The following is a 20,294-nucleotide window of genomic DNA, read 5'->3' as shown; positions in this document are numbered from 1 at the left end:
GGAGAGCCAGCCCGTGCCCAGAACCGCCGAACAGCCCGCCAGCACCGTCCCGGCCGCGACCGTCGTTCAGCCGGCGGCCGGCGACCCCCTGCTTCAACTGGAGTACGAGACAGCGCCGCCCAGCGGGCCAGACGCGATCCGCGGAGCGCAGTGCCCCCACGAGCTGGCCCTGCGCGGCATGCCGGTGGTCTGCTCCGGCTGCCGGGCTCGGCGCGACTGGCTGCTCATCAACCACCGCCGCAACGTCTGGGTCCGCTGCCGCTGCGGCCACCAGTGGCTGGAACCCGAGATCACCCGCAAGGACTTCGACGCGATGCTCACGGACCCGAGCTGGACGTACTACCCCACCCTCGCCCAGGGGCAGATCGCCCTCGGGTTCGACGGCACGTTTGCAGGGCTCTACGTCGAGTAGGGCAGAGCGAAGGGGACCGCCACCAGGCCGGTGGCGGTCCCCTTTCGCAGCGGAGGCGATCAGCGCTCGATGTCGGGCGTGCTGTCGGACATGGGCAGGCTGCCGTTTCGGCTCAGCCGGTGGAAGCTGAGCCGGACGGCGGCCGGGCGCAGGGCAAGCTCGACGGCCAGAGCGTCGGCATCGAGGACGGGCTCCCGTCGGAGCCGCTCGAGGACGAGCTGGTCGGTCCTGGCGTCACCGGCTCGCGCAGTCCAGTACGCGGCGAGGGCGGCTCCGCCCAGGACGGCCAGGCCGAGGGCGCACATCGCGTAGGAGGCGGAGAACGCCGCGACGATCGCGGTGGCAGAACCCAGAACGGCGAGGAGGCCGTACGCCACAAGGGCGTACGGCCGAGGTCGGGACGGGCGGTCGGTCATGAGGTTGAGTGGTCCTTCCAGACCGGGCCGCAGCCGTTGTCAGCTGCGGTGGGTCGACTTGGGCAGTTCTCCCCGGAAGTCACAGCCAGGGCACTCGTCCTCCCCCTGGATGTGGCCTTCGTACCAGCCGCGCACGGCGGCGTGCAGGATCGCCTCCTCGATGGTGGCCTCGCCCGTCTGCACCGAGGCGACCGCGTTGGCGACGACCAGCTGCAGCACGGCGGAGTCCGGAGACGGGAACGGCGGGGAAGGCATCGAAGAGGCGCTCATGGGTGGAGAGCGTAGAGCTTGACGGGTTAGCTGGCAGCCGGGTCGGCGGTCTCGGCGGCCAGGTCGCTGCGGTAGCCCTGGCCCCGCGGTTTCCAGGCGGCGAAGGTCGCGGGCTTCCAGCGCGGGCGGTCCGGGACGCTCTCGTCGTCGGGTGAGGGCAGGGCCCCTCGGCTCTTGCGGCTGCGGGCGGCTCCGACACTGATCCCGAGGTGCGCGGCGACCTCGGCGTAGCCCCAGAGCTGCTGGTCGTCGGCCATGGTGTTCCTCCTCGGTGTTCCGGTGACGAGGGTACGCGGGATGGGCGGGCGTACGGCAAGGCCGCCCTGCCGGTGGCGGGGCGGCCTGCTACGGGGGCCGGTCAGAGTTCGGCGAGCCGGTTGGAGAGGTTGAGAGCGGCGGTGGCGACGGCGAGGGCCGAGCACAGGCCGGTGACCTCGCGGACGGTGGGGCGAACGAGGTGCGGCCAGTCGTCGGGGGCGGCGTGCCAGGAGCCGAGGTGGACCTCGGTGGTGGCCAGGCCGAGGCGGGCGGTGACGTCCCAGCCCGCGCAGCTGGCCTCCTCCCACCGCAGGCTGATCCGGCCGAGGGGAAGACGGGGAGCATCGGCGGGCAGCCACAGGACGCCGATCGGGTGGCTGGGGTTGGTGGGTGCGCTGCGGACGAGGGCGCCGCGGACTCCGGCCGGCATCGGCCGGAGGGCGAGACTGTCGAGCGGGTGGGCGGTTCTGGGGACGTTGCGAGAGGTGATGCGGTCCTCCTGGCTCGGTGCTGGTCGGGGGTGGTCAGGCCCAGGCGAGGTGGTTGCTGACGGCGTGCGGGAGGTAGCCGTCCTGGCCGTCCTCGCCGATGTAGGCGATGCCGTCGTGGACGACGACGTCGGTGCCGACGTAGTGGGCGAACGGGAAGTCGGGGTTCACGGCGAGGCGGATCCGCAGGTTCGGGTCGAGGTTCTGGAGCTGGGCGAGCAGGTCGCGGACGGTGAAGTACTGGGGCATGGCGGGTCTCCAGGCAGATCGAGGGGCGACGGTGGGCGTGGGTGAGCTGGTGGCGGTCACGGGAGGACGAGCCGGAGCAGGCCGCGCAGGACGGCCGGTCCGGTCGGGGCGGGCGGGGTGTGGGTGGCGAGGTGCCGCTTGCGGGATTCGTTGACGTAGCCCTTGGCGGAGCCCTTGAACTCCCAGGCGCCGCACGTGCAGATGGCCTGGGAGTAGCTGCGGCCGGGGCAGTCGGGATGCAGCGGCTTGCCCGAGCTGGTGTGCCTGTGCTCCGGCGGACAGACGGAGTTGTCGGGGTGGTGGTTGGTCAGCGGTGCGCGGTGGGCGGCCATCAGGTCCTCTTGGTCGGTGGTGCGGTTCGGTGGGCAGCAGCCAGACGGCGGCGGGGCTGGATCAGGACGAGGTCGTCGGCGGGCCACGGGTCGCAGGTGTCCCACGGGTGGCCGGTGGTGAGGACGACGGTGCCGTCCGGGCCGTGGACCTCGGGGAGACCGCAGACGCCGCAGCCGCACGTCGGGTCGTACGGGCTTGGCCGGGCACGGTAGGGGCCGGAGGCGAAGTAGCTGCTCCGTGGAAGCCGTGCGGGCTCGGCAGGGTCGAAGGCGGAGACGATCAGGTCTCCGGCGCGGACCTGGTCGGCCCGGACGATCCGCAGGCTGGCGCTGGGGATGATGAGGCGGCTCGCGCGGTGCTCGGTGGTCGTGGTGACCACCACCGGGTGGAAGTCGGCGTGGTGGGTGTGCGTTGCTCGCTCCTTGGCAGTTGGTGTGGGACCGGGGAGGTCCTGGTCGATTCAGTCGGCGAGCCGGTAGGAGCGCATCGGCAGGGACTCGCCCTCGGCCTCCTGGACCACGAGGCCGTCGGCGGTCAGGCGGTCGAGCGATCTGGCGACCGTGCGGTCAGGCAGGTTCAGCGCGTTGCCGATCTGGCGGACGCGGGCACCGTCGGACGCCTTGGCGAGGTGCGCGACGACCTTCCGGTCGCGCCGCAGGCCCAGCTCGTGGACGTCGTCGAAGGTCAGCAGCAGACCGCTCGTGGTCAGGGCAAGGCTGAGGATGAACGCGGTGGAGTCCGGCTGGACAGAGAAGGCATTGAGCGTGCCGAGGGCGGCGATGGCTGGTCCGGGGATTCGGGTGACGTCGATGCTGAGCTTCACGCGGAGGCCCTTTCGGTGGTTGCGGTATGCCCGAAGACGGGAGCTGCTGGTGACGGCCGAGGGAGGATCCGGCGGCTGGGCGGATGCCCGGCGTGGGCCGGGCATCCGGGCGGTGCAGTGTCTTGCTGGTGGTGTGGCTCAGCTGGCCAGGACGAGGGAGGCGCTGGTGACGTCGGCCGTGGTGTCGAGACCGACGGCGAGCGGCCCGGACGTGGCGCTGGCCTGGTGGTCGGCGAGCCAGCGGGCGACCGAGTCGGCGCAGGCACTGCAGTCGTCCTCGAAGGAGAGGCTGCCATCGCCGACGTAGACGTCCACGACGTCGTCCTCGTCGGGGTCGAAGAGCGATGTCGCCGCTGGGTAGAAGCAGGCGAGCCAGGCGTGGTGGTCCTCGGCGGGGCGCGCGATCTGGCCGTCGTCGTCGGTGATCAGGAGTTCGCCGCCGGGTACGAGCAGGGACAGGGCGAAGTAGCCCCCACCGGTGTGGACAGGCTCGAAGGCGAGGCCGCGCTGCCGGAGAGTCTGGTAGATCGCGCGTCCGGCGACCGGGCTCTCGCTGGCGGGCAGTTTGTCGGTGAGAGCGGACTCGATGCTTCGAACGAAAGTCAACGCGGCTTCTCCTGGGGCTGGTTGGACGATACGAGTGGGGGAGGTCAGCGGGCGTGGGTGGCGATGAGTGCGGTGAGGAACCCGGCGACGGCCTCGGCCGGGGTATGGATGCCGAACTCCTGGGTCCACGGCTCGGCGTCGGCCGGGCGGACCTGGACGCGCCAAACGATGCCCCGCTGCCAGGCCCCCGGGTCTTCGGGCAGCCAGCCGACGTAGACGCGCCCGTCCGGGCTGGTGCAGTGCACGTTCGCCTCCGGGGTGTCGACGGTCGGCCAGCCGAGCCCGACGAGAAGCGCGAGCACGGGCTCCGCGCAGTGGTCGGAGGCGAGCCAGGAACGGTCCTCGACGGCGGGGCGGACGGTGGCGGGCAGGAGGTTGCTGGGCGCGTTCACGGGGGCTGGTCCCTTCGTTGACCTGCGGTTTCGGCGACATGAGAACTTTGACATTCACCATGCCGAAGTTCGTAGTCATTTCCGGGATCAGTTCGGTCTGCCGTGGGCGAAGCGGCGGGAATGGATCGCGGGTGCCGGGTGCTGAAGGAGAGTTACGGCGCGCGGCCGTACACGGGCCCAGAGGGGGAGAACGGCAGTGGAGCCGAGCAGAGGCCGCGACATGGCGGCACTGGAGAACAAGATCCGCAGCGCGGGACGGCCGTGGACGATGGGCGACCTCGTGATGATCGCTGACGGCCAGTGGGCTGTGCCCACGGCGGACCGAGCCGGGCGGTCGAACGACCAGACGGTCCGAGCCCGGCTGCGGGACGGCCAGCGGGTCGAGCTGACTGTGGAGGAGCTGGCTCGCGCGGTGGGTGCCGCCGACCCCAGCACCCACCGCGACCGGGCCGAGGACTGACCTCGGGTCCTAACGGTGAGCCGCGGGAGCCGGCGCACGAGCGGCGGGTGCCTGCGGGCCGGGCCGGTCGGCGGGCAGTCCCAGCGGCCGGGAGGGCGCGGTGCGGGCGGTCGCGGCCCGGACCCGCTCGGCGTCCGGGCCACCGTCGGCCTTGAGCGCGTACTCGCGGGCTTCGACGAGGTGGATGATCGCACTCAGGGCGGTGTTGCTCTCGGCGTACGCGGTCCGCAGCGAGCTGGCCGCAGAGGTGATCCGGTCGAGGTCGTAGAAGGCCGGCACGTGGCCGGGCCGCGTGAGCGCGTGGAGGCGGTCCTGGTGCACGGCGGCGGAGTTGGAGACCACGGCAAGGTGGCTCCTGGTGTGCATGACGGCTCGGAGCAGGGGGTCCTCGACGGGCTGGCGGACCGATGCCTTCTCCAGTTCGGCGATCGGCCGGGCCCAGGCTTTCTCGATCAGGGCATCGGCATGGTCGAGGGCGGTCGGGTCGGACACGGTGTTCTCCAGTGGGGCCTGCTCGGTGGGAGCGAGTGAGGTGGCGGCATGGGCGGCCTGCTGTGCGGCGTAGAGCTGGACGGCGTGGTCGTTGGTACGGGCGCCCAGCTTCCGGCGGGCTCTGGCGGCGCGGCTGTGAAGGGTCGCGGCGTGGGTTCCCTGGCGCCGAGCGACTTCGGCGATGGTGTAGCCCTGCGTGAGGTAGCGCAGGAGGGTGGCCTCGGCGGGGCTGAGGGGTTGGCCGTGCAGGGGCTTGCTCAAGGTCGGCTCCTTCGGGGAGTTGCGGCGGTGCCCGCACCGACTGGAGCGGGAGGCGGGGTCGGTGGGGTCCGGCTGGTGGAGGAGGCGGAGGTCGAGCGGGAGGTGGCGGCGCTGATGCGCGCGAACTCCAGCGGGGTCGGTGTGGCCGGCGTTGCGGTGGCCCCGGCAGCGAGGCGCTCCAGGTCGATGCGCCGCATGGACCGGTGGACCGGCGCCGGGTCGCTGACGGCGGTGGTCAGCGCCTGGAGGAGGTGCTCGGGCAGGCGGGAGGAGGCCGTGGCGTACCAGACCTGGCCGGGCGCCCCGGCCTCGAACAGCCACCGTTCGGTGGCGCTGGTCATCTCGGCTTCGTGCTCCAGGGGCTTGTCCCGGACGTGGAGCCGGACGAAGCGGTCCGGCGACCGGTAGGTGAGGAACGGGGTGGTCGGGTCCAAGCTCCACTCGTCGGCGAGGAGCCCCAGGCACGTCTCGACGCCGACGGTTCGTCCGCCGTGGTCGAGGTAGGCGCTGGGGCCGCTGGCGTAGGCGTCGGCGAATGCGGTGGTGAAGTCCGCGACGACCTCGGGCGGGGCCTGGTGGTCGAAGGTGACCAGCCACTCCGGCGGCGCGAAGGCGTCCGGGCCCGCACTGATCTTCCACAACAGCGGGCCGTCGGCCTCTGGAAGGTGTGCCAGGCGGGCACGCAGGTCCGGTGAGGCGACGAAGGTGTTCCCCTCCTGATCACGGCTGCGAGCCCACCCGGCGTCGAGCAGCGGCTGGACGGCTTCGGAGCCGTCGGAGTCCGAGTTCGCGAGGTAGCGCGGGGCAATCCGGTAGTGGCGCGGCTGCTCGGGCGTGTTGGGCATGTCGGGTCCTCGCGCCGGGTCAGCGGGCACGGCCGGCGAGCGCGGGCACCGGGAGTGCCGCGGGCCGGGTCGTGGTGGAGTAGGCGAGCACCGAGGCGTTCGCGCTCGGTGCGGGGGTGGAGCGGGCGGTGGCCGCTCGGATGCGCGCGACCTCCAGCGGGCTCGGCGCGGTCGGCGTAGCGGTTGCCTGCGAGGGCAGGCTCGCCAGTTCCTGCTTGCGCAGGTACCGCTGGACCGGGGCCGGGTTGGTGACAGCGGTGGTGAGGGTGTCCAGGAGGTGGTCGGGGAGGTTGGTGGTGGCGGTGGCGTACCAGCGGTGGCTGGGCGGACCGACTTCGAACAGCCAGCGCTCGGTGTCGCCGGCCATCTCGGCCTCGGGGTCCAGGTAGCCGAGCCGCCGGTGGAGTGCCACGAGCCCGTCGGGCGAGCGGAAGACGGCCGTCGCCCGCTCGGCCTCCAGACGCCAGCCGTTCTCGCCGAGGAGACGGTCCGTCACGTCGAAGCCGCCGCCGGCACCTTCCCGCACGGAGTTCGGCGCCGCAGAGTAGGCAGAGGCCAGGGCAGTGGTGAATTCGCCGACGATCTCGGGTGGGGCGGACAGGTCGAGAGTGACCTGCCAGTCGGGCGGTGCAAAGGCGTCGGGGTGGGCGTTGATCATCCACAGGTCGCCGCGCTCGCTTTCGGGGAGGAACCCGGTGCGGATGGTGTGGTCGGGCGAGGCGACGAAGACGTTGCCCAGGTCGTCGCGGCTCAGGGTCCAGCCCGCGTCGAGCAGGGGGACCAGGCCGGGGTCGCCGGTGTGGGTGGAGTCGGCGAGGAAGCGGGGCGCGATCTGGTACTCGCGCGCCGGGGCGGTGATGTTCGGCATGGAAGGGGCCCCTGGGGTCAGCGGCGCCGCGCTGCGGGCGCGGGCCGGGAAGCGGGCGGTGTGGAAGGACCGGGCCAGGCCGGCGGCATCGGGCGGGTGGGGGTGCTCCGGGAAGGGCGCCGTACGGTCACGAGGGCCAGGTGGCGGGTCGGTATGTCGCCGACGAGCCGCTGCACGGGCGCCGTGTCGCTGAAGGCGCGGGCCGCGTGCACGAGCGGGTAGAACGGCACGCCGATCGTGAAGTCCGCGCGCCACGACGGGTGTTTCGGATCGCCGGCGAGCATGCTCCACGACGGCGGGGCAAGGCCGGCGACCTCGACGTCGTGGGACTGGTATCCGACGCGGTGCCGGTAGACGGCGGTGTGGTCCGGCGCGACCTGGTCGTGGAACCCCTTGGGAGCTTGGTCAGGCCGCCAGCCGCGGTCGGCCAGGACGGAGGCAGGGGTGTCGGGGTGGTACTGCCGGCCTCCGCGCAGGTAGTCGCGGTGCCGGGTTCGCAGGCCGTCGGCGAGGACGGTGACGAACGCGGCGGTGATCTCGGCGGGGGTGCCGGGGCCGAAGCTGGCCCGCCACAGGGGTTCGGAGCCGGGACTGGCGTACCCGCGTACGGTCCAGGCCCCGGGCTGGCCGGTGGGCCCTTCGCCGGTGAGGACGGCGGTTCGGCACGGGCTGGTGAGACGGGCGGCCCCGTCAGGCGCGTGGTCGCGGGACCAACCGTGGACATCTGCCAGCGGGGTGACGGCCAGCAGAGGGTCGCCGGGACCGGCAAGTCGAAGCGGCTGGACAAGTAGAGGGACTGTGGAGCGCACCGGTGGTTCCTTGCACTGGCGGGGAGCGGGCCCGGCCGCCGAACGAGTCGGCCCTACGGCGGCCGGGCCCATGGCAGACGTGGCGGGCATGTCTGCGCCGGTGGATCACGGCGATCACCGGCTGCGGGACGGGCTGGCGGCGGACGGGGTGGCGGTGCGGGGCTGGGGCTGGGCGGAGTGGCTGAACAGCGCGGCCGGCACCGCGCTTCGGCGGAGCGCCGCTGCGGTGCGGAAGCCGTCGCTGCCGAGAGCCGGACCGGCGAGGGTGCGAACAGCGGTCGGCACCGGACCAGTAGGTGCCACCGTGTGGCGCTCCTCCCAGCGCTGGACGGAGGCGTAGACCGGCCCGAGTGCCTGTCCGGCCTCGGTGAGGGTGTACGGGTCGCCGTGTCGGGTGCCGGTCCGCGTGACTAGGCCGTCCTCCTGGAGCCGGGCGAGCCGGGGAACGAGCAGCGCCTCGTAGACGTCGGCGGCCTCGGCGAGATGGGTGAAGCGCAGGCTGCCGTGCTCGGCCAGCAGTTGGACGACCGTGGTGGTGTGGCGCGGCTGCAGGCGACTCAGCGCGTCCTCGATCCGCTCGGACCTCCCCTGTGAGCTCCGGTCGACGTGCTCCGACGACCACTGCACCAAGGACCGGTACACGGGGCCGAGGGTGAGTGCCCGCTGGCTGAGGCGGTAGGGCGCGGTCCGGTCGAACTCGGCGTCCCGCCGGAGAAGGCCGGCCTCGTGCATGGTGGCCAGCCGCTTGCTCATGAACGGGGCACCGACCGACGGGAAGTACGGCGCGAGGTCGCGAACCCGCATCTCCGGGCCGTACTTGGCGATGGTGTGGACGATTCCCGTGGTCCACTTCGGGGCGAGCTGGCGCAGGGCGCCTTCGACGCGCTGCGGATCGGCACCCGGGATGGTGGCAGTGGCGGACTGAATGGGCATGATCGTTTCTCCAGGTCAACGGGTGCGGGCAGGAGGGGCCGCCGGCACGTTTGGGGCCGTGCCCGGCGTGGGCCCGCTACTCGGGTCGGAGGCAGCGCTGCGCAGAAGCGCGGCGTGCATCCGTCGGCGGTCGGAGGTACGCGCGGCATCGAGTGCTTCGAGTGCTGTCTCGCCTCGCTGCGTCAGAGAGAGCCGTTGGCCCGGCCGATACGAGGCAGTACTGGTGTCGGCGGCGATCAGGCCGGCAACGATCAGGTTCTCCACCGTTTCGAGGTGGACGGGTGCACCGCCGCCGTTGGTGTAGTTGATGTACTTGTCGCCGTGGACGGGGCTGGTGCTGAGACAGAGGTCGCCGCGTTCGACGTCCCGCAGCGCCTCCCGCTCGAAGCCCTCCGGGTCGGGGCGGGCTGCTGCACAGAGATCGGTCGATCCGTTGGCCGGCGACTGGCTGGGCGTGACGGGTGCGTTGTCCCGCACTCGCTTCCGTTCTGGCGCCGTCGACGGTGGTCCGGCTTCGGCGCATCGCTCGTAGGCGTAAATCGCGCGGGTGAGCTGCTGATAGGCCGCGCCTCGTCGAGCGGCGAGCAACTCGACCTGGAAACCGGTGGATTGGATGACGCCGTTGGTGCCGCGCATGGCGGCGTGGTCACCGCGGGCGATCGGCTCCAGGCGCTCGACCACGAGCTGGGCACGGGTGGTGAGGTCGCGGTGGAGGTCGTCGACGTCGCGGGAGGTGGTGGCGATCATCTGGGCGAGGTGGGCGATCGGGCTCTCGTGCGGGTGCCCTGCGGCCAGAGCCTGGGGGTCTTCGGCACCGAGCCGGTCGAAGACGATGTGGGCGCCGGGCTTCTTGAGCGGGTCGTGGGGGTTCACTCGGCCGCCTCCATGCGGGCGAGCAGGGAGCGGACCAGGGTGGGGAGGCTGCCGGGGCCGTCGCTGATCCGTACGTCGCTGGTGGCCTCGTCGACGATGTACTGAGCGTCCTCGATCAGGCCACTGCTGATCTCCATGCAGGCGTCGGTGATCGTGGCGGCGGCCCGCAGGGCGTCGGCGAGAACCTCGACGTAGGCGCTGGGCGTCATCCCGGCGGCGTCGGCAGCGGTGCGGATCGCGGCCAGCTCCAGCGCGCTGAAGGAGTAGTCGAAGCCCTCCTCGTCCTCGCTCAGATCGAGGACGGCCTCCGTTCCGGGCTCCAGCACAGGGATGCCGGCGCGGGTGCAGATCGCGTCCACGGCCGTGGTGAGCTCTGCGAGAGACTCGGTCAGCCAGCCTAGGGCGGAGGCGTAGGAGGCGAGGGCGAACAGGCCGACGGGGGTGGCCGGCAGCGGTTCGTCGAGCAGGTCCTCCAACCGGAAGTTCAGTTCTTCGACTACGCGGGGCCCGGCGGCGAGCGGCCCGAGGACCGGGTGGAGGTAGGAGCGGGTGGCCGGGGTGGAGTACTCGGCGGTGAGGATTCCGGCGACGTCCTGGGCGGCGTCGGTGAGCCAACCGGCGAGGTCGGAGCGGGTGGGCGTGCTGTCGGTGGTCATCATCGGGCCTTCCGGGCAGAGGTGGTGGGGGCGAAGCCGGGCGAGGCGGTCGTGTATGCGGTGCCGGCGGGGCCGCGGTTCTGCGGGGGGCGTGCGGAGCGCGCACGGGCCGCCTGGACCCGCGCCTCCTGCGCCGCCCGGACGCTGGCCTCCTGGGCCGGGTTCATGCCGGGCGCGACGGTGAGACCGGTGCGACCCAGCCGGTTCTGTGCTGAGCGGTAGACCGCGTAGTCGAGGCGCGGGCCGGCGGCGACGAGGTAGACCTCGCGGGCGTGCTTGGAGGTGGGCGGTGCCTCACGGAACTGCACGACCAAGCGGTGGGTGGCCCAGTCGCCACCAGCCCCGAGGACGACCTTGTGGCAGCCCTCCAGGCGTCCGTCGAGGCGGCTGGCGACGCGCTCGCCGTGGACCATGTCCTGGAGGTGCAGCAGGGCCTGGTCCCGTATGGGTTCAAGAAGTTGGCGCAGGTCGGCGATGGCGTCGGGGTGCGCGGCGAAGGCGAACTTGGCGCGGCTCACAGTGACCTTCCGAGGGACTGCGGGGGGTTGACGGGGGCAGCAGGCGCGGCCGGGGCGGGGCCGGTCGGGCAGAGTGGAGCGGAGCGGGAGAGCGCTGCGTTGGTCCGCAGGGCCTCCGCGTCGAGGCGGTACTCGGGCGCCTCGGGCAGTGGGCTGGAGCGCTTCTCCAGCCAGTTGTCGGCGGCGGCGTGGTCGGCGAACGCCCCTTCGCGCACCGTGTAGGTGAACTGGTCAGGCTGGAGCGTCTCCAGGAACAGCCGGACGGGCAGGTCCTTGTCCTGGCGGTCGACGGCGATGCTCCAGCCCTCGACATCGGATCCGTCGATGACCTGGTAGCCGACGACCTCAAGGCGCTCGCCCGAGCGCCGGATGCGGTCCTCGACCCGGACCGAGAGATCGTCGGCCGGGGTGGGAGCAACGATGGTCGGTGCGAGTGCGTCCGGCGGGCAGCCGCGGTTGACGAGCCAGTTCTGCGCGAACGCGAAGGTGGCGTGCTCGGCGCGGCGCATGCCGAAGGCGGCCTGGCTGCTGTCACGGATGATGTCGAAGGAGACGATGTTGGGCATGTTGGGGTAGCCCCACGTCGCCGAGGCGTCGAAGGCGATGATGAAGCTGCGCTCGCCCGCGTCGTGCTGGGAGATCGTCTTGAAGTCGCCCACCCAGGTGCAGTCGTAGAGGTCGGCGCTGAAGTCGTCGGCGGGCTCCAGGCCGTCGAGCCGGAAGTCAGTGGTCTTCATGCGGCGAGCCCCAGCTGGTCGGGCGACGCCAGGACACGGTGGTTGGGCCGGGCCGGGCTGGTGGTGCACGCTCCGAACGGGCCGTCCGGGGCCCGGAGCTGGAGAAGCGTGTGGTCGAGATGGTCACGGTGCCAGGTCGACGGGCCCGTGAGGCCGGCCTCGGTGTCGGTCAGCTGCTGCCACGCGAGCCAGAGCCCGTGGAGTCGGGCGACGGCCTCCTGGTGCTCGTACCAGCGCGAACACCACGGTCGGGTCGAGCCGATCTCCCGGCCGTAGGTCGGCAGGAGCACGTGGGTGACCCAGTTGCCGAGGGCGGCCAGCTCGGCGGCGTACTCCGCGCCGCCCATGGCCAGGATGAACACTGACGCCGGTCCGTCGGCTTCGGCCTCGGCAGAGCCCGCCTCCGGCTCATCGTCGCCGAGTGCGGTGCTCAGGTCGGGCTCGGCGCCGAGGCGGTCGAGGAGGACGCCGTGCTGGCGGACCTCGGCGATGGTCCGTGCGAGGGTGCTGGCGAGGTCGTCGAGGTCCTCGTCGGGGATGCGGATCGGCTCGGGCTCGGGGGAGCCCGTGGTCGGGGCGTCGGACATGGCACATCCAGGTGGTTCGGGCGGGCAGGGGACGCGGGGGAAGCCGAAGAGGGTCTTCTGTGGCGGGTCAAGGGCGTGCTCCAGGGGTGCGGGTGGGAAGAGGATCCGCGGATTCGGCGGTTTGGTACGGCCGCCAATTCGTGCTAGAAGCAGACCGGTTGGGCGGTCCGGGCGATGAGCTGCGACCCGAGGGCGACGGCGTCAGCGAGGGTGTCCGCCAGGGGGTGGCCAGCGGCGGCGAGCTTGGCGGGGTGGTGGAGGCCGCCGGTGTGGAGGACCGCGTGCGCGCCGTTGGCGTGGGCGGCGTCCGCGTCGTCCAGGGCGTCGCCGACCAGCAGCACCCGGTGGCCCTGGCGGGCGAGGCCGAGAGCGTCGAGGTGGGCGGCCAGCGGGGCCGCCTTCGTGCCTCCGGACGCACCGGTGCGCCCGTCGACGCGGTCGAAGAAGTGCCCGATCCCGGCCTCGTCCACCTCGCTCAGCAAGGTGTCGTGCGGGCACAGCGACAGCAGCGACTGGGTGTGGCCGGCCTCGTGTAGCGCCGTCATCAGCTCGACGGCACCGTCGCGGACCCGGACGGGCTGCGCGCGAAGGTGCTCCAGGAACGCGCCGTCGCTGTCCAGCCACTCCTGTTCGGTGATCTCGCGGCCGAGCAGCCGGGCGTAGAAGTTCGGGATCGGCACGGTGTGCTTGGCCCGATAGGTATCCCGGTCGACGAGATCACCGCCGAGGGCGGGAAGCGTCGCGTTCAGCGCGTCGACGTGGTCGTCGAGGTCATCCTTGACCGTGCCGTTCCAGTCCCACACAACGTGCATGGTGGGAAGGGACGTTGCGGCTGCGGTGGTGGTGTTCACGGTGATTCTTTCAGCTGGAGGGGGACGGTTAGGCTGAGAGCAGGTGGTTGAAGCGGCGGAGTAGCCACCGAGCGGCGCTGGCCCCGGCGAGCGGCACGAGGGCGACGAGCAGCGGTCCGCCGGTGCTGGCGAGGGAAGCGAGAGCGGTGCCGGCGGCTTGGCCGACGCCGATGCAGGCGATGAGCCAGGCGAACGCCTCGGTCGATTCGTTGTCGGGAGCGAGGCGGTCGACGGTCAGAAAGCTTGCGGTCAGCAGCGGGGCGAGAAAGGTGCCGGGCAGGACGGCGCCGAGTGCGGCGATGGCGGGCGCCGGGTCCGGCAGCAGCACCATCCACCCGGCGGCGAAGCCGAGCGAGGCGGCCACCAGGTGCCGGGCCGGGGCGCCGGGCCAGGCGCGGCGGCCGTAGGCCAGGCCGCCGAGCATGCTGCCGACGGACAGCGCGGCGGGCATCACTCCGGACAGCCATCCGGCGTGGTGGCGCTCGGCGGAGGCGAGGGCGAGCACGTTCACCGCTCCCAGGGCGACGCCGGTCCCGGTGAGAGCGGCGAACAGGACCCGCAGACCCGGCACCCGAAGCGGCCCCAAACGGTCTGCCCGCTCGGCCGTGGTGTCCGGCCTCCACTTGGCGGAGGGCTTACTCGTGATCACCAGGCCGGTGCCGAGCAGGCCGAGCGCCGCGGTCGCCGCCAGTGCAGTAGGGGCTCCGGCCCCGGCCGCGAAGGCGGTTGCCAGCAGTGGGCCAACCACGAACACCAGGCCCTGCGTGCTGCTGTCGAGCGCCAGCGCGGCGCGCTGGCGGTCAGGATCGGGAAGGACGTGCGGCCACAGCGCCCGAAGACTGGCCTCCAGTGGCGGAGTCGCGAGGCCGGCCACCAGGACGGTCAGCGCGCCGAGCGCCGGGTGGCGGGTCGGGCCGGTGCACGGAAGCAGCAGGAAGGCCGCGCTCGCGGCCGGGGCTGCGGTGCAGAGGACCACGGTCTGGCCGTAGCGGTCGACCAGGCGGCCGAGCATCGGCTGGCCGATCGCGGCGGCCAGGCCGTACAGCGCACCGAGCAGTCCGGCCAGGGCGAGCGAGCCGTGCTCGGCTCGCACAAGCAGCAGGATCGCGACCGGGGCCATGCCGGTGGGCAGCCGTCCGATCAGGGTGCCTGCGAGGAGGCGGGCGACGTCCGGGGCGCCCAGGACAGCCCGGTAGCTGCTGTCCTGGGCTCGGCCGGAGACGACGGGGGTGGTGCTCAAGGGGGAGTCCTTCGGTCGTGCGGTCGGCGGCGCGCGGGCGGGTGCCCGGCGGGCCGGGGCATGCGCAGGCATGGCAGCCCTCTCGGTTCGTGCGGCTGCCGGGAGAAGAGTCCGGAGAATCCGCGATTTGGTACGGCCGGGAAAAGCAGGTAGAAGCCCCCTACCGGACCCGGCACATCGGGCAGTGGGACATCGGTGGCACCAGCAACTCCAAAGCCCTGGCAGCCTGTTGCGGGACAACGCCATTGCCGAGAGCGGTGAGCTGTGCCGGTCGGCCGAGCCCTGGGGTGGCGGTCACCCAGCCAGCCGGAAGCCCTTGCATCCACTCCACGAACTCGGCCCGCAACCGTCCGCCTTCGTCGGTGGCCGGCGGCGCGGGGCGGGTGAGGGTCTCCCATCGGGCGATGGCGGAGGCGTACTGTCCCCACCGTCCACGGTCTGCTCCGACGGTGGGTTCGCCCAGAGCGGCAGGACCACCGCCGACAGCGGCGGTCGCCAGCCCTTCCCAGGCCGCCGCCCCGGGGTGCCCGTGTCGGAGGCCCTCGGTGTCGGCAGCAAGGAGGCCGCTGCCGAAGGAAGGGTCAGGTCCCCGTTCCCGTGCCGCTGGTTCGGCGACCCCTTGATCCCGTCGCTGGCCTTCGGCGTCGGCAGAAGCCACTCCACCTCGTCGGCCAAGTTCGGGCCGTGGCCGCCGCTCTTGCGCTTGGCCGGGTGCTGACTGCCGCCGTTCTTGGCGATGTTGCTGGTCGGCGTCTTCAGCACCGTGGTCGGCGGGCCAGGCAGTGAGGAAGACCCGGGCCCGGTGGTGGGGGGCTCCGACGTCGGAGGCGCGAAGAACGAGCCACCGCGCGTCGTACCGGAGCTGGGCCAGGGTGCCGAGTACGGCGCCAAGTGCCCGCAGAGGAGGGAGAGTTGCGTCGTCTCCCAAACACCACGGGCAGGGTTCCAGGTCGCCAGCGGAACCTGGGGAGGTGAGGAGTCCTCGTACATTCTCGGCCACCAGGAGGCAGGGGCGGAGGACTTCGACCGCGCGGGCAACGTGCAGCCAAAGCCCTGATCGGGTCTGTGAGTTGAGGCCGACTCGACGGCCCGCGACCGAGACGTCTTTGACAGGGGAAACCGGCTGTGAGGACCCCGACCCGCGGAACGTTCGCCCAGTCCACCGCCGTGACATCACCGAGGTTCGGCACGCCGGGCCAGTGCCTGGCCAGGATCGCGGACGGGCCGGGCTCGATCTCGGTGTGCCAGGCGAGCTGGCCGCCGAGCACGCTCTGGACGCCGAGGTCGAGCCCGCCGTACCCGCTGCACAGACTCCCGATCAGCGGCCCGGGCGGGAACTGCGGTATCGAGACCGTCATCGCCGGCCTCGTATGGTGGCCGAGGCCGCGACGGGGGCTGCCTGGTGGACGGCCGGGGCGGAGGCCGGGGCTGCAGTGGTCGCGGTCGGCGGCACCCCGGAGGTCGAGGGAGCCGGAGAGCGGGCGAGGGCGGCCTGCCTGAGCTGGACCGACGGCGGGGAGATGACAGAGGCCGCCGTTCGAAGAGTCTTGGCCGCCTCGGCGAGGTCGTCGCGTGCCGTCTCGACGGCGAACTCGACGGTCTCGCCGGCGATCGTGTGGGCGTCCTCGTACGCAGGCTCACCGCGCTTGCCGGCCGTGTGGGCGACGAAGGCGAGCTGCTGGGCGACCGTGCCGAGGGCGGAGGCCGCCTGGGCGACGCTGCCGATCGCGTTGGCGAACGCCTCGGCCGCGAGCACGGTGTGCTCCTGTGGTGCGGACACCTCTGCGCGGAACAGGTACTCGTCGCCCATCTCGACGATGGAGCCGCCGAGTTCCGTGATCTGGCGGCCCACAGCGATGGGGTCGGGCAGGCGGAACGGGGCGTGCACCTTGGGCAACTTGTCACGCTGGGCGTCGAGTGCCGTTGCTGTGGCGTGTAGCAGCAGGGTCTCCGACATAGGGCTGTTCACGGGGTGCTCCGCGGGTGGAAGGAGGGAGAAGTGCGGCGGTGTGGTGCGGTGCCCGACCGGGCAAGGGGAGCTGTCGCCGGGCCGGCCTTCGCGGTCGCTGGCCGTGGGGAGCTGCGGGCCAGCGCCGCGTGCACCCGGGCCGCAGGATCGGAAGGTTCCGCCGGGCCGGCCTTATCGGTGCCTGGGGAAGGGCACCCGTTGGCCGTGCGCCAGCGGGCGCGCACCTCGTCGAGCGGGCCGAGGGCATGCAGGGCCTGGCCGATGAGACGGCCGGGAGCCATGGCCTCGTTCTCGGCCAAGGACCTGATCGTGGTGGCGGCCCCGGCGGCGGTGCGGACGACTGAGGAGCGGATGACCCGGTCGCCCAGCCACTCGGCCGAGCCTGCTCCCGGCCCGCCGAAGACGCTGTCGAGCTGCTCGTGCGAGAGGGTCCCGTCGGTCAGCAGGCCGCGCCGCTGGACCTCCCACAGGGCGGTGACCTCGTCGATCGGCTCGCCCCGGTGGTGGAGGGCCCCCAGACACCGGTAGACCTGGCCGTTGCCGGGCTCGGCGAAGTCGCCAGGCCGCAGCCAGTCGTAGACCTCGGCCATCGCCGCGGGCTGGCTGACGAGGACGGCCAGCAGGAACTGCTCGTCCTCGGCCTGCGCGGGTGCGACGGGCGACGGCGTCGCCTGCGCGAGTCCCGCAGCGGTGGGTGCCGGAGCGAGTGGCCGGGGCTCGGTGCCCCAGCGGCGGGCGAGATCGCCGAGCACACCCGCCAGGACGTCGGCATGGTGCAACACGCCGTCGACCTGCTGCTGCTCGGCATCGACCCGGGCGACGTGTTCGAGGCGAACAGCGTGCTCCGTCACCGTCCGGTGGATGGCACCTTCGAGCACCATCCGGCCGTAGACCGGCGCGTTCTTCGGACGCGGGCACGCGGCGATCAGGGTGTGCGCGTACGAGGCGCTCAGCCCGCGCACGTGGTGGCCGGCCTCGGTGACGGTGCCCGTCAGCCAGGACATCGGCACCGTGCCGTCCGCCTCCCGGGTAGGCCGCTCCGTGACGTTGATCGTCCGCATCGCGGCGAAGAGGGCCTGGTGGGCCGGTCGGTAGAAGTCGGCCGGCGTCAGCCAGGACAGCCTGTCGAGCTGGGCCGGGTCGAGCAGGACCGCACCGAGGACGGCCTGCTCGCCCTTGAGCAGGGCGTCCATCACGGTCCCTCCTTCCGGGCGGCTGCCCGCTCGTCCCGGATCCGGGCGACCTCACGGTCGGCGGCGGCCATGGCGGCGGCGAAGCGGTCCAGTTCACCGGTGAAACTCGGGTCGGTCGCCAGGATCGACCCGGTACTGGTGACGAGCCACCACTGGCCGCCCCGACGGACGACCGGAGAGCCGGCCAGCCGCTCGGAGCGGGGGACACGAGACGAAGAAGTGCTTTCGAACATGGTCAACTCCAGGACTCGACAGGGGGGTTTAGCAGCGAGCGCGAGGTCGCCTACTGCGGGAGCACCGGACCGGCAGGACCCCGGGGAGCAGCCGTCGGCCTCGCCGTTCTCCAGCTCGGCGTGGTGCCGGCGGGCATCGGGGTAGGACCCTCGGTGAGGGAGGGGGCGGTCAGCGGCGGGCGGCGGGTGGTGGCGCCGGGCGCGCGGGCGGCGGTGGAACGGCCAGGGCAGGGGATCGTCCGGGGAGGGCGCCGCTGGGCGAGGCGGCCGTGGCCGCGTGGACCCCGGCCTCGTCCGGTGCGGACCGGCTGCCGTTGCGCAGTGCTTCGGCGGTTTCGGCGAAGCGGCGCTGCGAGGCTTCACGGCCCGACGGCGGTGCCCAGCGGGCGGCGGTGGCGGCGAGTGCTGGTGCGAGTGCGCCGACCTCGCCGGCGGTGGCCGAGCCGTGGGCGAGCAGCCGGTTCTGTGCTGACCACAGGTCCAGGGACCAGCTCCCGTCGTCCAGCAGGCCCGCTTGCACACGGGCAGCCCCAGGGGCGTTCTGGTAGACCCATGTGCCGCGTCGCACGTGGTGCCAACTCGGCCCGGCGAACGCAGGATCGGGCTCCGTGTTCTTGGACAGGAGGTCGGGCCACCGGCTGGTGGTGCGCCGGGTGCTCACGACGCCAGCCCGAAGTTGTCGCGGTCAGCGGTGGCCTTGGCGAGGGCGCGCTCGGTGATGGCCTTGGTGGCGCGCGAGGAAGCCGGGCCGATCTCCTTGGCGGAGCGTTCCTTGTACCAGGGCTTGAGGTCGAGCATCGCCACCCGCATGCCGGTGGCGAACAGCAGGATCTTGCCCTTGGGCAGGGCGCGGATGGCGTCTGGCGGCAGGATGCGCTCGGTGCGCATCGACACGGAGGTGGACTTGCCGCCGTCGCTCGTCGACACCGAGGTGGTCTGGACGTCGTGCTCGCCGATCTGTCGGGACAGCTTGTCCGCGAAGTCGGCGTCGTCGATGCCGCTGCCGATCACCTTGACGGTGGCGGCGGACCAGAGGGCGTCCATGCCGGCTTCTCCCCAGCAGCGCTGGCCCTGCCGGTAGCTCTGCAGGATGGTCATCGGGATGACGCCCCGGCTGCCAAGGTGGGAGTAGAGGTCCGGGAGGTCGCTGATGCGGCAGACGTTGGCGGCCTCGTCGAGGACGCACAGCGCGGGCGGGTCGAGGCGTCCGCCGGAGCGCTCTGCGACGATCACGGCCGCCCGCATCACCGCGTCGGCCGCCGCCGCGATGATCGCGCTGGCGCTGCCCCCGCCGTCCTTGCTCAGCAAGTACAAGGTGTCGCGGGAGGTGGCGAAGTCGAACGGCTTGAACTCCGGCAGGCCAGGCGTCGGGGTGACCCACGCGGCGATCTCCGGGGCCAGCAGGCAGCTGGCGTACTGCCTGGCCGTTTCGTAGATGCCGTCCCTGGTCTCCGTCGCGCCGGAGACAGTGCCCTGGAGCTGGGCGGAGACGGCGTGGTGGCCGGCATCGGCGAGAAGGTCGACCGGGGTGCGGTCGGCCGGAGAGGCCAGCCAGGCAAGGACATCGGTGATCGGCCGGCGGTGGCTGGAGGCGGCGAGGAAGAGGGCGCCGAGCGTGTTGCTCGCCGCGGTCGACCAGAAGTCCGAGCCGCTGGACTCGTCCACGGACGCGGTGACGAAATGCCCAGCGAGTCGCTTCGCGCCGGCGAGGTCGCGGGCGTCCGCCAAGATGTCCCACCACATCTCGCGGGGGTGATGGGCGATCTGCTGCGGATCGAGCGTCCAGACGGTGCCCACCTTCGACCGGGCGTCCACCGTGGTGGTGTAGGCGTCGTTCGCCGCCTTGTTCGAGGTGAGCAGAACAGGACCGGGTGCGGCGAGAATCGCCGGGATCGCCAGTCCGGAGGTCTTACCGGAGCGCGGCGCCATGATCGCGACGAGGACGTCCTCCCAGGAAGCACGGACCTCGGCCTTGCCGGGGGAGAGCGTGCCGACCAGGATGCCCCGGTCGTTCGGCTCGACCTCTTTTACACTCCCGGTCGTTCAGGCTCGGGCGCAGGCTGCGGGCCTTCGCGGTGACTTCCTTGTCCAGCAGCGGGGCGAGGTCGGCCTTGCGGGCGAGTCCGGTCTTCGCGCCGCCGCGCCAGCGCATCCACAGCACCAGGCCCGTGATCGTCAGGACGATGGTGAGCAGGCCGGGGATGACTCGGGCGCCGACCAGCAGTGCGGTGGCGCTCAGGTGCGGCCACAGCACGTCGGGGTGGAGCAGGGCGTCGGTGGCCCGGAACGGGGCCCACGGGCCGCTGCCAACGAAGTAGTTGGCGAGGTTGCCGGTCACCCAGGCGAGGGAGCCGAAAGCCAGGGCGGCGCCGAGGACGCCGAAGAGGAGGTAGAGGAGCGCGTCGGACCCGGACGTGGTCGACGGCGCGCTGGTACGCGGGGCAGGCAAGGGAGTTCCTGGTGTGTGCGAGCGGGCAGGGGCGGTGCGCGCTCGGCTCTCGTACGGTTCATGGGCCTGCTCC

General features: G+C 72.4%; 29 protein-coding genes and 2 pseudogenes. 2 read left to right on the top strand and 29 right to left on the bottom strand.

The genetic code is table 11. The features are described from left to right. The first annotated feature begins 13 nt into the window (after positions 1-13). Entirely contained in the window at positions 14-412 is a 399-nt protein-coding gene (locus tag ADK60_RS31905) for a hypothetical protein (protein WP_053650482.1), read from the top strand. Between the two features lie 59 nt (positions 413-471). On the opposite strand, the gene ADK60_RS31900 is transcribed toward ADK60_RS31905, so the two are convergent. The 10 genes from ADK60_RS31900 to ADK60_RS31855 form a co-directional block, all read right to left on the bottom strand. Beyond that, entirely contained in the window at positions 472-828 is a 357-nt protein-coding gene (locus tag ADK60_RS31900) for a hypothetical protein (RefSeq protein WP_053650481.1), read from the bottom strand. A 39-nt stretch (positions 829-867) separates the two neighbouring features. After that, entirely contained in the window at positions 868-1,098 is a 231-nt protein-coding gene (locus tag ADK60_RS31895; protein WP_053650480.1) for a hypothetical protein, read from the bottom strand. A 26-nt stretch (positions 1,099-1,124) separates the two neighbouring features. Further along, positions 1,125-1,355, bottom strand: coding sequence for a MarR family transcriptional regulator (locus ADK60_RS31890; protein WP_053650479.1), 231 nt, complete (start codon positions 1,353-1,355; stop codon positions 1,125-1,127). Between the two features lie 101 nt (positions 1,356-1,456). Then, entirely contained in the window at positions 1,457-1,786 is a 330-nt protein-coding gene (locus tag ADK60_RS31885) for a hypothetical protein (RefSeq protein ID WP_053650478.1), read from the bottom strand. Positions 1,787-1,880: 94 nt separating this feature from the next. After that, positions 1,881-2,093: a hypothetical protein gene (locus tag ADK60_RS31880; RefSeq protein WP_035800215.1), complete on the bottom strand. Its 213-nt coding sequence runs from the start codon at positions 2,091-2,093 to the stop codon at positions 1,881-1,883. A gap of 56 nt (positions 2,094-2,149) precedes the next feature. Then, entirely contained in the window at positions 2,150-2,425 is a 276-nt protein-coding gene (locus tag ADK60_RS31875; protein WP_053650477.1) for a hypothetical protein, read from the bottom strand. Then, positions 2,425-2,808, bottom strand: coding sequence for a hypothetical protein (locus ADK60_RS31870; RefSeq protein WP_053650476.1), 384 nt, complete (start codon positions 2,806-2,808; stop codon positions 2,425-2,427). Before ADK60_RS31870 ends, ADK60_RS31875 begins: the two co-directional genes overlap by 1 nt. Positions 2,809-2,886: 78 nt before the next feature. After that, complete coding sequence (locus tag ADK60_RS31865; RefSeq protein ID WP_053650475.1) at positions 2,887-3,249, bottom strand: helix-turn-helix domain-containing protein; 363 nt, start codon at positions 3,247-3,249, stop codon at positions 2,887-2,889. A 138-nt stretch (positions 3,250-3,387) separates the two neighbouring features. Beyond that, positions 3,388-3,855, bottom strand: a complete 468-nt coding sequence (locus tag ADK60_RS31860) for a hypothetical protein (protein WP_053650474.1) — start codon at positions 3,853-3,855, stop codon at positions 3,388-3,390. Positions 3,856-3,899: 44 nt separating this feature from the next. Next, the gene (locus tag ADK60_RS31855) at positions 3,900-4,247 is read right to left on the bottom strand and encodes an SPDY domain-containing protein (protein ID WP_053650473.1); all 348 of its coding nucleotides are present in this window, start codon (positions 4,245-4,247) and stop codon (positions 3,900-3,902) included. A gap of 196 nt (positions 4,248-4,443) precedes the next feature. Between ADK60_RS31855 and ADK60_RS31850 the strand changes: the two genes are divergently transcribed. Next, entirely contained in the window at positions 4,444-4,707 is a 264-nt protein-coding gene (locus tag ADK60_RS31850) for a hypothetical protein (RefSeq protein ID WP_232246581.1), read from the top strand. A gap of 9 nt (positions 4,708-4,716) precedes the next feature. Here ADK60_RS31850 and ADK60_RS42570 read toward each other — a convergent pair whose 3' ends face one another. The 19 genes and pseudogenes from ADK60_RS42570 to ADK60_RS31760 all read right to left on the bottom strand — a co-directional run bounded on the left by ADK60_RS42570 (position 4,717) and on the right by ADK60_RS31760 (position 20,221). Next, entirely contained in the window at positions 4,717-5,460 is a 744-nt protein-coding gene (locus ADK60_RS42570) for a helix-turn-helix domain-containing protein (protein WP_079008849.1), read from the bottom strand. After that, positions 5,457-6,305 carry an SPDY domain-containing protein gene (locus ADK60_RS31840; RefSeq protein ID WP_053650472.1) on the bottom strand — a complete coding sequence of 283 codons (849 nt, stop codon included), beginning with the start codon at positions 6,303-6,305 and terminating at the stop codon, positions 5,457-5,459. The genes ADK60_RS42570 and ADK60_RS31840 overlap by 4 nt, the downstream gene beginning before the upstream one ends. A 19-nt stretch (positions 6,306-6,324) precedes the next feature. After that, positions 6,325-7,173, bottom strand: a complete 849-nt coding sequence (locus ADK60_RS31835) for an SPDY domain-containing protein (RefSeq protein ID WP_053650471.1) — start codon at positions 7,171-7,173, stop codon at positions 6,325-6,327. Positions 7,174-7,190: 17 nt separating this feature from the next. Further along, positions 7,191-7,982, bottom strand: coding sequence for an SPDY domain-containing protein (locus ADK60_RS31830; protein ID WP_053650470.1), 792 nt, complete (start codon positions 7,980-7,982; stop codon positions 7,191-7,193). A gap of 114 nt (positions 7,983-8,096) precedes the next feature. Beyond that, on the bottom strand, positions 8,097-8,915 hold the full coding sequence (locus ADK60_RS31825; RefSeq protein WP_063783321.1) for a winged helix-turn-helix transcriptional regulator: 819 nt from the start codon (positions 8,913-8,915) through the stop codon (positions 8,097-8,099). 15 nt (positions 8,916-8,930) lie between these two features. After that, entirely contained in the window at positions 8,931-9,788 is an 858-nt protein-coding gene (locus tag ADK60_RS31820) for a hypothetical protein (RefSeq protein WP_053650469.1), read from the bottom strand. Beyond that, on the bottom strand, positions 9,785-10,444 hold the full coding sequence (locus ADK60_RS31815; RefSeq protein ID WP_053650468.1) for a hypothetical protein: 660 nt from the start codon (positions 10,442-10,444) through the stop codon (positions 9,785-9,787). The genes ADK60_RS31820 and ADK60_RS31815 overlap by 4 nt, the downstream gene beginning before the upstream one ends. Beyond that, positions 10,444-10,962 (bottom strand): hypothetical protein, encoded by a 519-nt coding sequence (locus ADK60_RS31810; protein WP_053650467.1) that lies wholly within the window; start codon positions 10,960-10,962, stop codon positions 10,444-10,446. The genes ADK60_RS31815 and ADK60_RS31810 overlap by 1 nt, the downstream gene beginning before the upstream one ends. Next, positions 10,959-11,699 carry a hypothetical protein gene (locus ADK60_RS31805; protein ID WP_053650466.1) on the bottom strand — a complete coding sequence of 247 codons (741 nt, stop codon included), beginning with the start codon at positions 11,697-11,699 and terminating at the stop codon, positions 10,959-10,961. The genes ADK60_RS31810 and ADK60_RS31805 overlap by 4 nt, the downstream gene beginning before the upstream one ends. Next, entirely contained in the window at positions 11,696-12,286 is a 591-nt protein-coding gene (locus ADK60_RS31800; protein WP_053650465.1) for a DUF4913 domain-containing protein, read from the bottom strand. The genes ADK60_RS31805 and ADK60_RS31800 overlap by 4 nt, the downstream gene beginning before the upstream one ends. A 143-nt stretch (positions 12,287-12,429) precedes the next feature. After that, positions 12,430-13,098, bottom strand: a complete 669-nt coding sequence (locus ADK60_RS31795) for an HAD family hydrolase (RefSeq protein ID WP_063783320.1) — start codon at positions 13,096-13,098, stop codon at positions 12,430-12,432. A 67-nt stretch (positions 13,099-13,165) separates the two neighbouring features. Then, a complete protein-coding gene (locus ADK60_RS31790) occupies positions 13,166-14,377 on the bottom strand; it encodes an MFS transporter (RefSeq protein ID WP_053650463.1) in 1,212 nt (403 codons plus the stop codon). Positions 14,378-14,537: 160 nt separating this feature from the next. Next, a complete protein-coding gene (locus tag ADK60_RS42565; RefSeq protein WP_286185316.1) occupies positions 14,538-15,551 on the bottom strand; it encodes a DNA cytosine methyltransferase in 1,014 nt (337 codons plus the stop codon). Continuing rightward, positions 15,499-15,735 (bottom strand): annotated as a pseudogene (locus tag ADK60_RS47905) (DNA cytosine methyltransferase); the annotation flags it as partial. The gene ADK60_RS42565 and the pseudogene ADK60_RS47905, both read right to left, overlap by 53 nt. After that, on the bottom strand, positions 15,732-16,346 hold the full coding sequence (locus ADK60_RS31780) for a hypothetical protein (protein ID WP_159400677.1): 615 nt from the start codon (positions 16,344-16,346) through the stop codon (positions 15,732-15,734). The pseudogene ADK60_RS47905 and the gene ADK60_RS31780, both read right to left, overlap by 4 nt. Continuing rightward, a complete protein-coding gene (locus tag ADK60_RS31775) occupies positions 16,343-17,539 on the bottom strand; it encodes a DnaB-like helicase N-terminal domain-containing protein (RefSeq protein ID WP_053650461.1) in 1,197 nt (398 codons plus the stop codon). Before ADK60_RS31775 ends, ADK60_RS31780 begins: the two co-directional genes overlap by 4 nt. Further along, positions 17,539-17,772 carry a hypothetical protein gene (locus ADK60_RS31770; protein ID WP_053650460.1) on the bottom strand — a complete coding sequence of 78 codons (234 nt, stop codon included), beginning with the start codon at positions 17,770-17,772 and terminating at the stop codon, positions 17,539-17,541. The genes ADK60_RS31775 and ADK60_RS31770 overlap by 1 nt, the downstream gene beginning before the upstream one ends. Positions 17,773-17,941: 169 nt before the next feature. Further along, positions 17,942-18,292: a hypothetical protein gene (locus ADK60_RS31765; protein ID WP_053650459.1), complete on the bottom strand. Its 351-nt coding sequence runs from the start codon at positions 18,290-18,292 to the stop codon at positions 17,942-17,944. A gap of 137 nt (positions 18,293-18,429) precedes the next feature. After that, positions 18,430-20,221 (bottom strand): annotated as a pseudogene (locus ADK60_RS31760) (type IV secretory system conjugative DNA transfer family protein). Positions 20,222-20,294 lie beyond the last annotated feature (73 nt).

The sequence above is a fragment of the Streptomyces sp. XY431 genome (genome assembly GCF_001279805.1).
In the GTDB taxonomy this organism is placed as follows: domain Bacteria; phylum Actinomycetota; class Actinomycetes; order Streptomycetales; family Streptomycetaceae; genus Kitasatospora; species Kitasatospora purpeofusca.
Note: the sequence above shows the minus strand (reverse complement) of the source record. Positions and strands in the feature narration are given on the sequence as shown.

Bases quoted from the DNA above. Each gene is read 5' to 3' on its own strand.
- ADK60_RS31900 (WP_053650481.1), bottom strand. From the start codon at position 828: ATGACCGACCGCCCGTCCCGACCTCGGCCGTACGCCCTTGTGGCGTAC.
- ADK60_RS31895 (WP_053650480.1), bottom strand. From the start codon at position 1,098: ATGAGCGCCTCTTCGATGCCTTCCCCGCCGTTCCCGTCTCCGGACTCC.
- ADK60_RS31890 (WP_053650479.1), bottom strand. From the start codon at position 1,355: ATGGCCGACGACCAGCAGCTCTGGGGCTACGCCGAGGTCGCCGCGCAC.
- ADK60_RS31885 (WP_053650478.1), bottom strand. From the start codon at position 1,786: ATGCCGGCCGGAGTCCGCGGCGCCCTCGTCCGCAGCGCACCCACCAAC.
- ADK60_RS31880 (WP_035800215.1), bottom strand. From the start codon at position 2,093: ATGCCCCAGTACTTCACCGTCCGCGACCTGCTCGCCCAGCTCCAGAAC.
- ADK60_RS31875 (WP_053650477.1), bottom strand. From the start codon at position 2,425: ATGGCCGCCCACCGCGCACCGCTGACCAACCACCACCCCGACAACTCC.
- ADK60_RS31840 (WP_053650472.1), bottom strand. From the start codon at position 6,305: ATGCCCAACACGCCCGAGCAGCCGCGCCACTACCGGATTGCCCCGCGC.
- ADK60_RS31835 (WP_053650471.1), bottom strand. From the start codon at position 7,173: ATGCCGAACATCACCGCCCCGGCGCGCGAGTACCAGATCGCGCCCCGC.
- ADK60_RS31825 (WP_063783321.1), bottom strand. From the start codon at position 8,915: ATGCCCATTCAGTCCGCCACTGCCACCATCCCGGGTGCCGATCCGCAG.
- ADK60_RS31815 (WP_053650468.1), bottom strand. From the start codon at position 10,444: ATGACCACCGACAGCACGCCCACCCGCTCCGACCTCGCCGGTTGGCTC.
- ADK60_RS31805 (WP_053650466.1), bottom strand. From the start codon at position 11,699: ATGAAGACCACTGACTTCCGGCTCGACGGCCTGGAGCCCGCCGACGAC.
- ADK60_RS31800 (WP_053650465.1), bottom strand. From the start codon at position 12,286: ATGTCCGACGCCCCGACCACGGGCTCCCCCGAGCCCGAGCCGATCCGC.
- ADK60_RS31795 (WP_063783320.1), bottom strand. From the start codon at position 13,098: ATGCACGTTGTGTGGGACTGGAACGGCACGGTCAAGGATGACCTCGAC.
- ADK60_RS42565 (WP_286185316.1), bottom strand. From the start codon at position 15,551: ATGTCACGGCGGTGGACTGGGCGAACGTTCCGCGGGTCGGGGTCCTCA.
- ADK60_RS31775 (WP_053650461.1), bottom strand. From the start codon at position 17,539: ATGGACGCCCTGCTCAAGGGCGAGCAGGCCGTCCTCGGTGCGGTCCTG.
- ADK60_RS31770 (WP_053650460.1), bottom strand. From the start codon at position 17,772: ATGTTCGAAAGCACTTCTTCGTCTCGTGTCCCCCGCTCCGAGCGGCTG.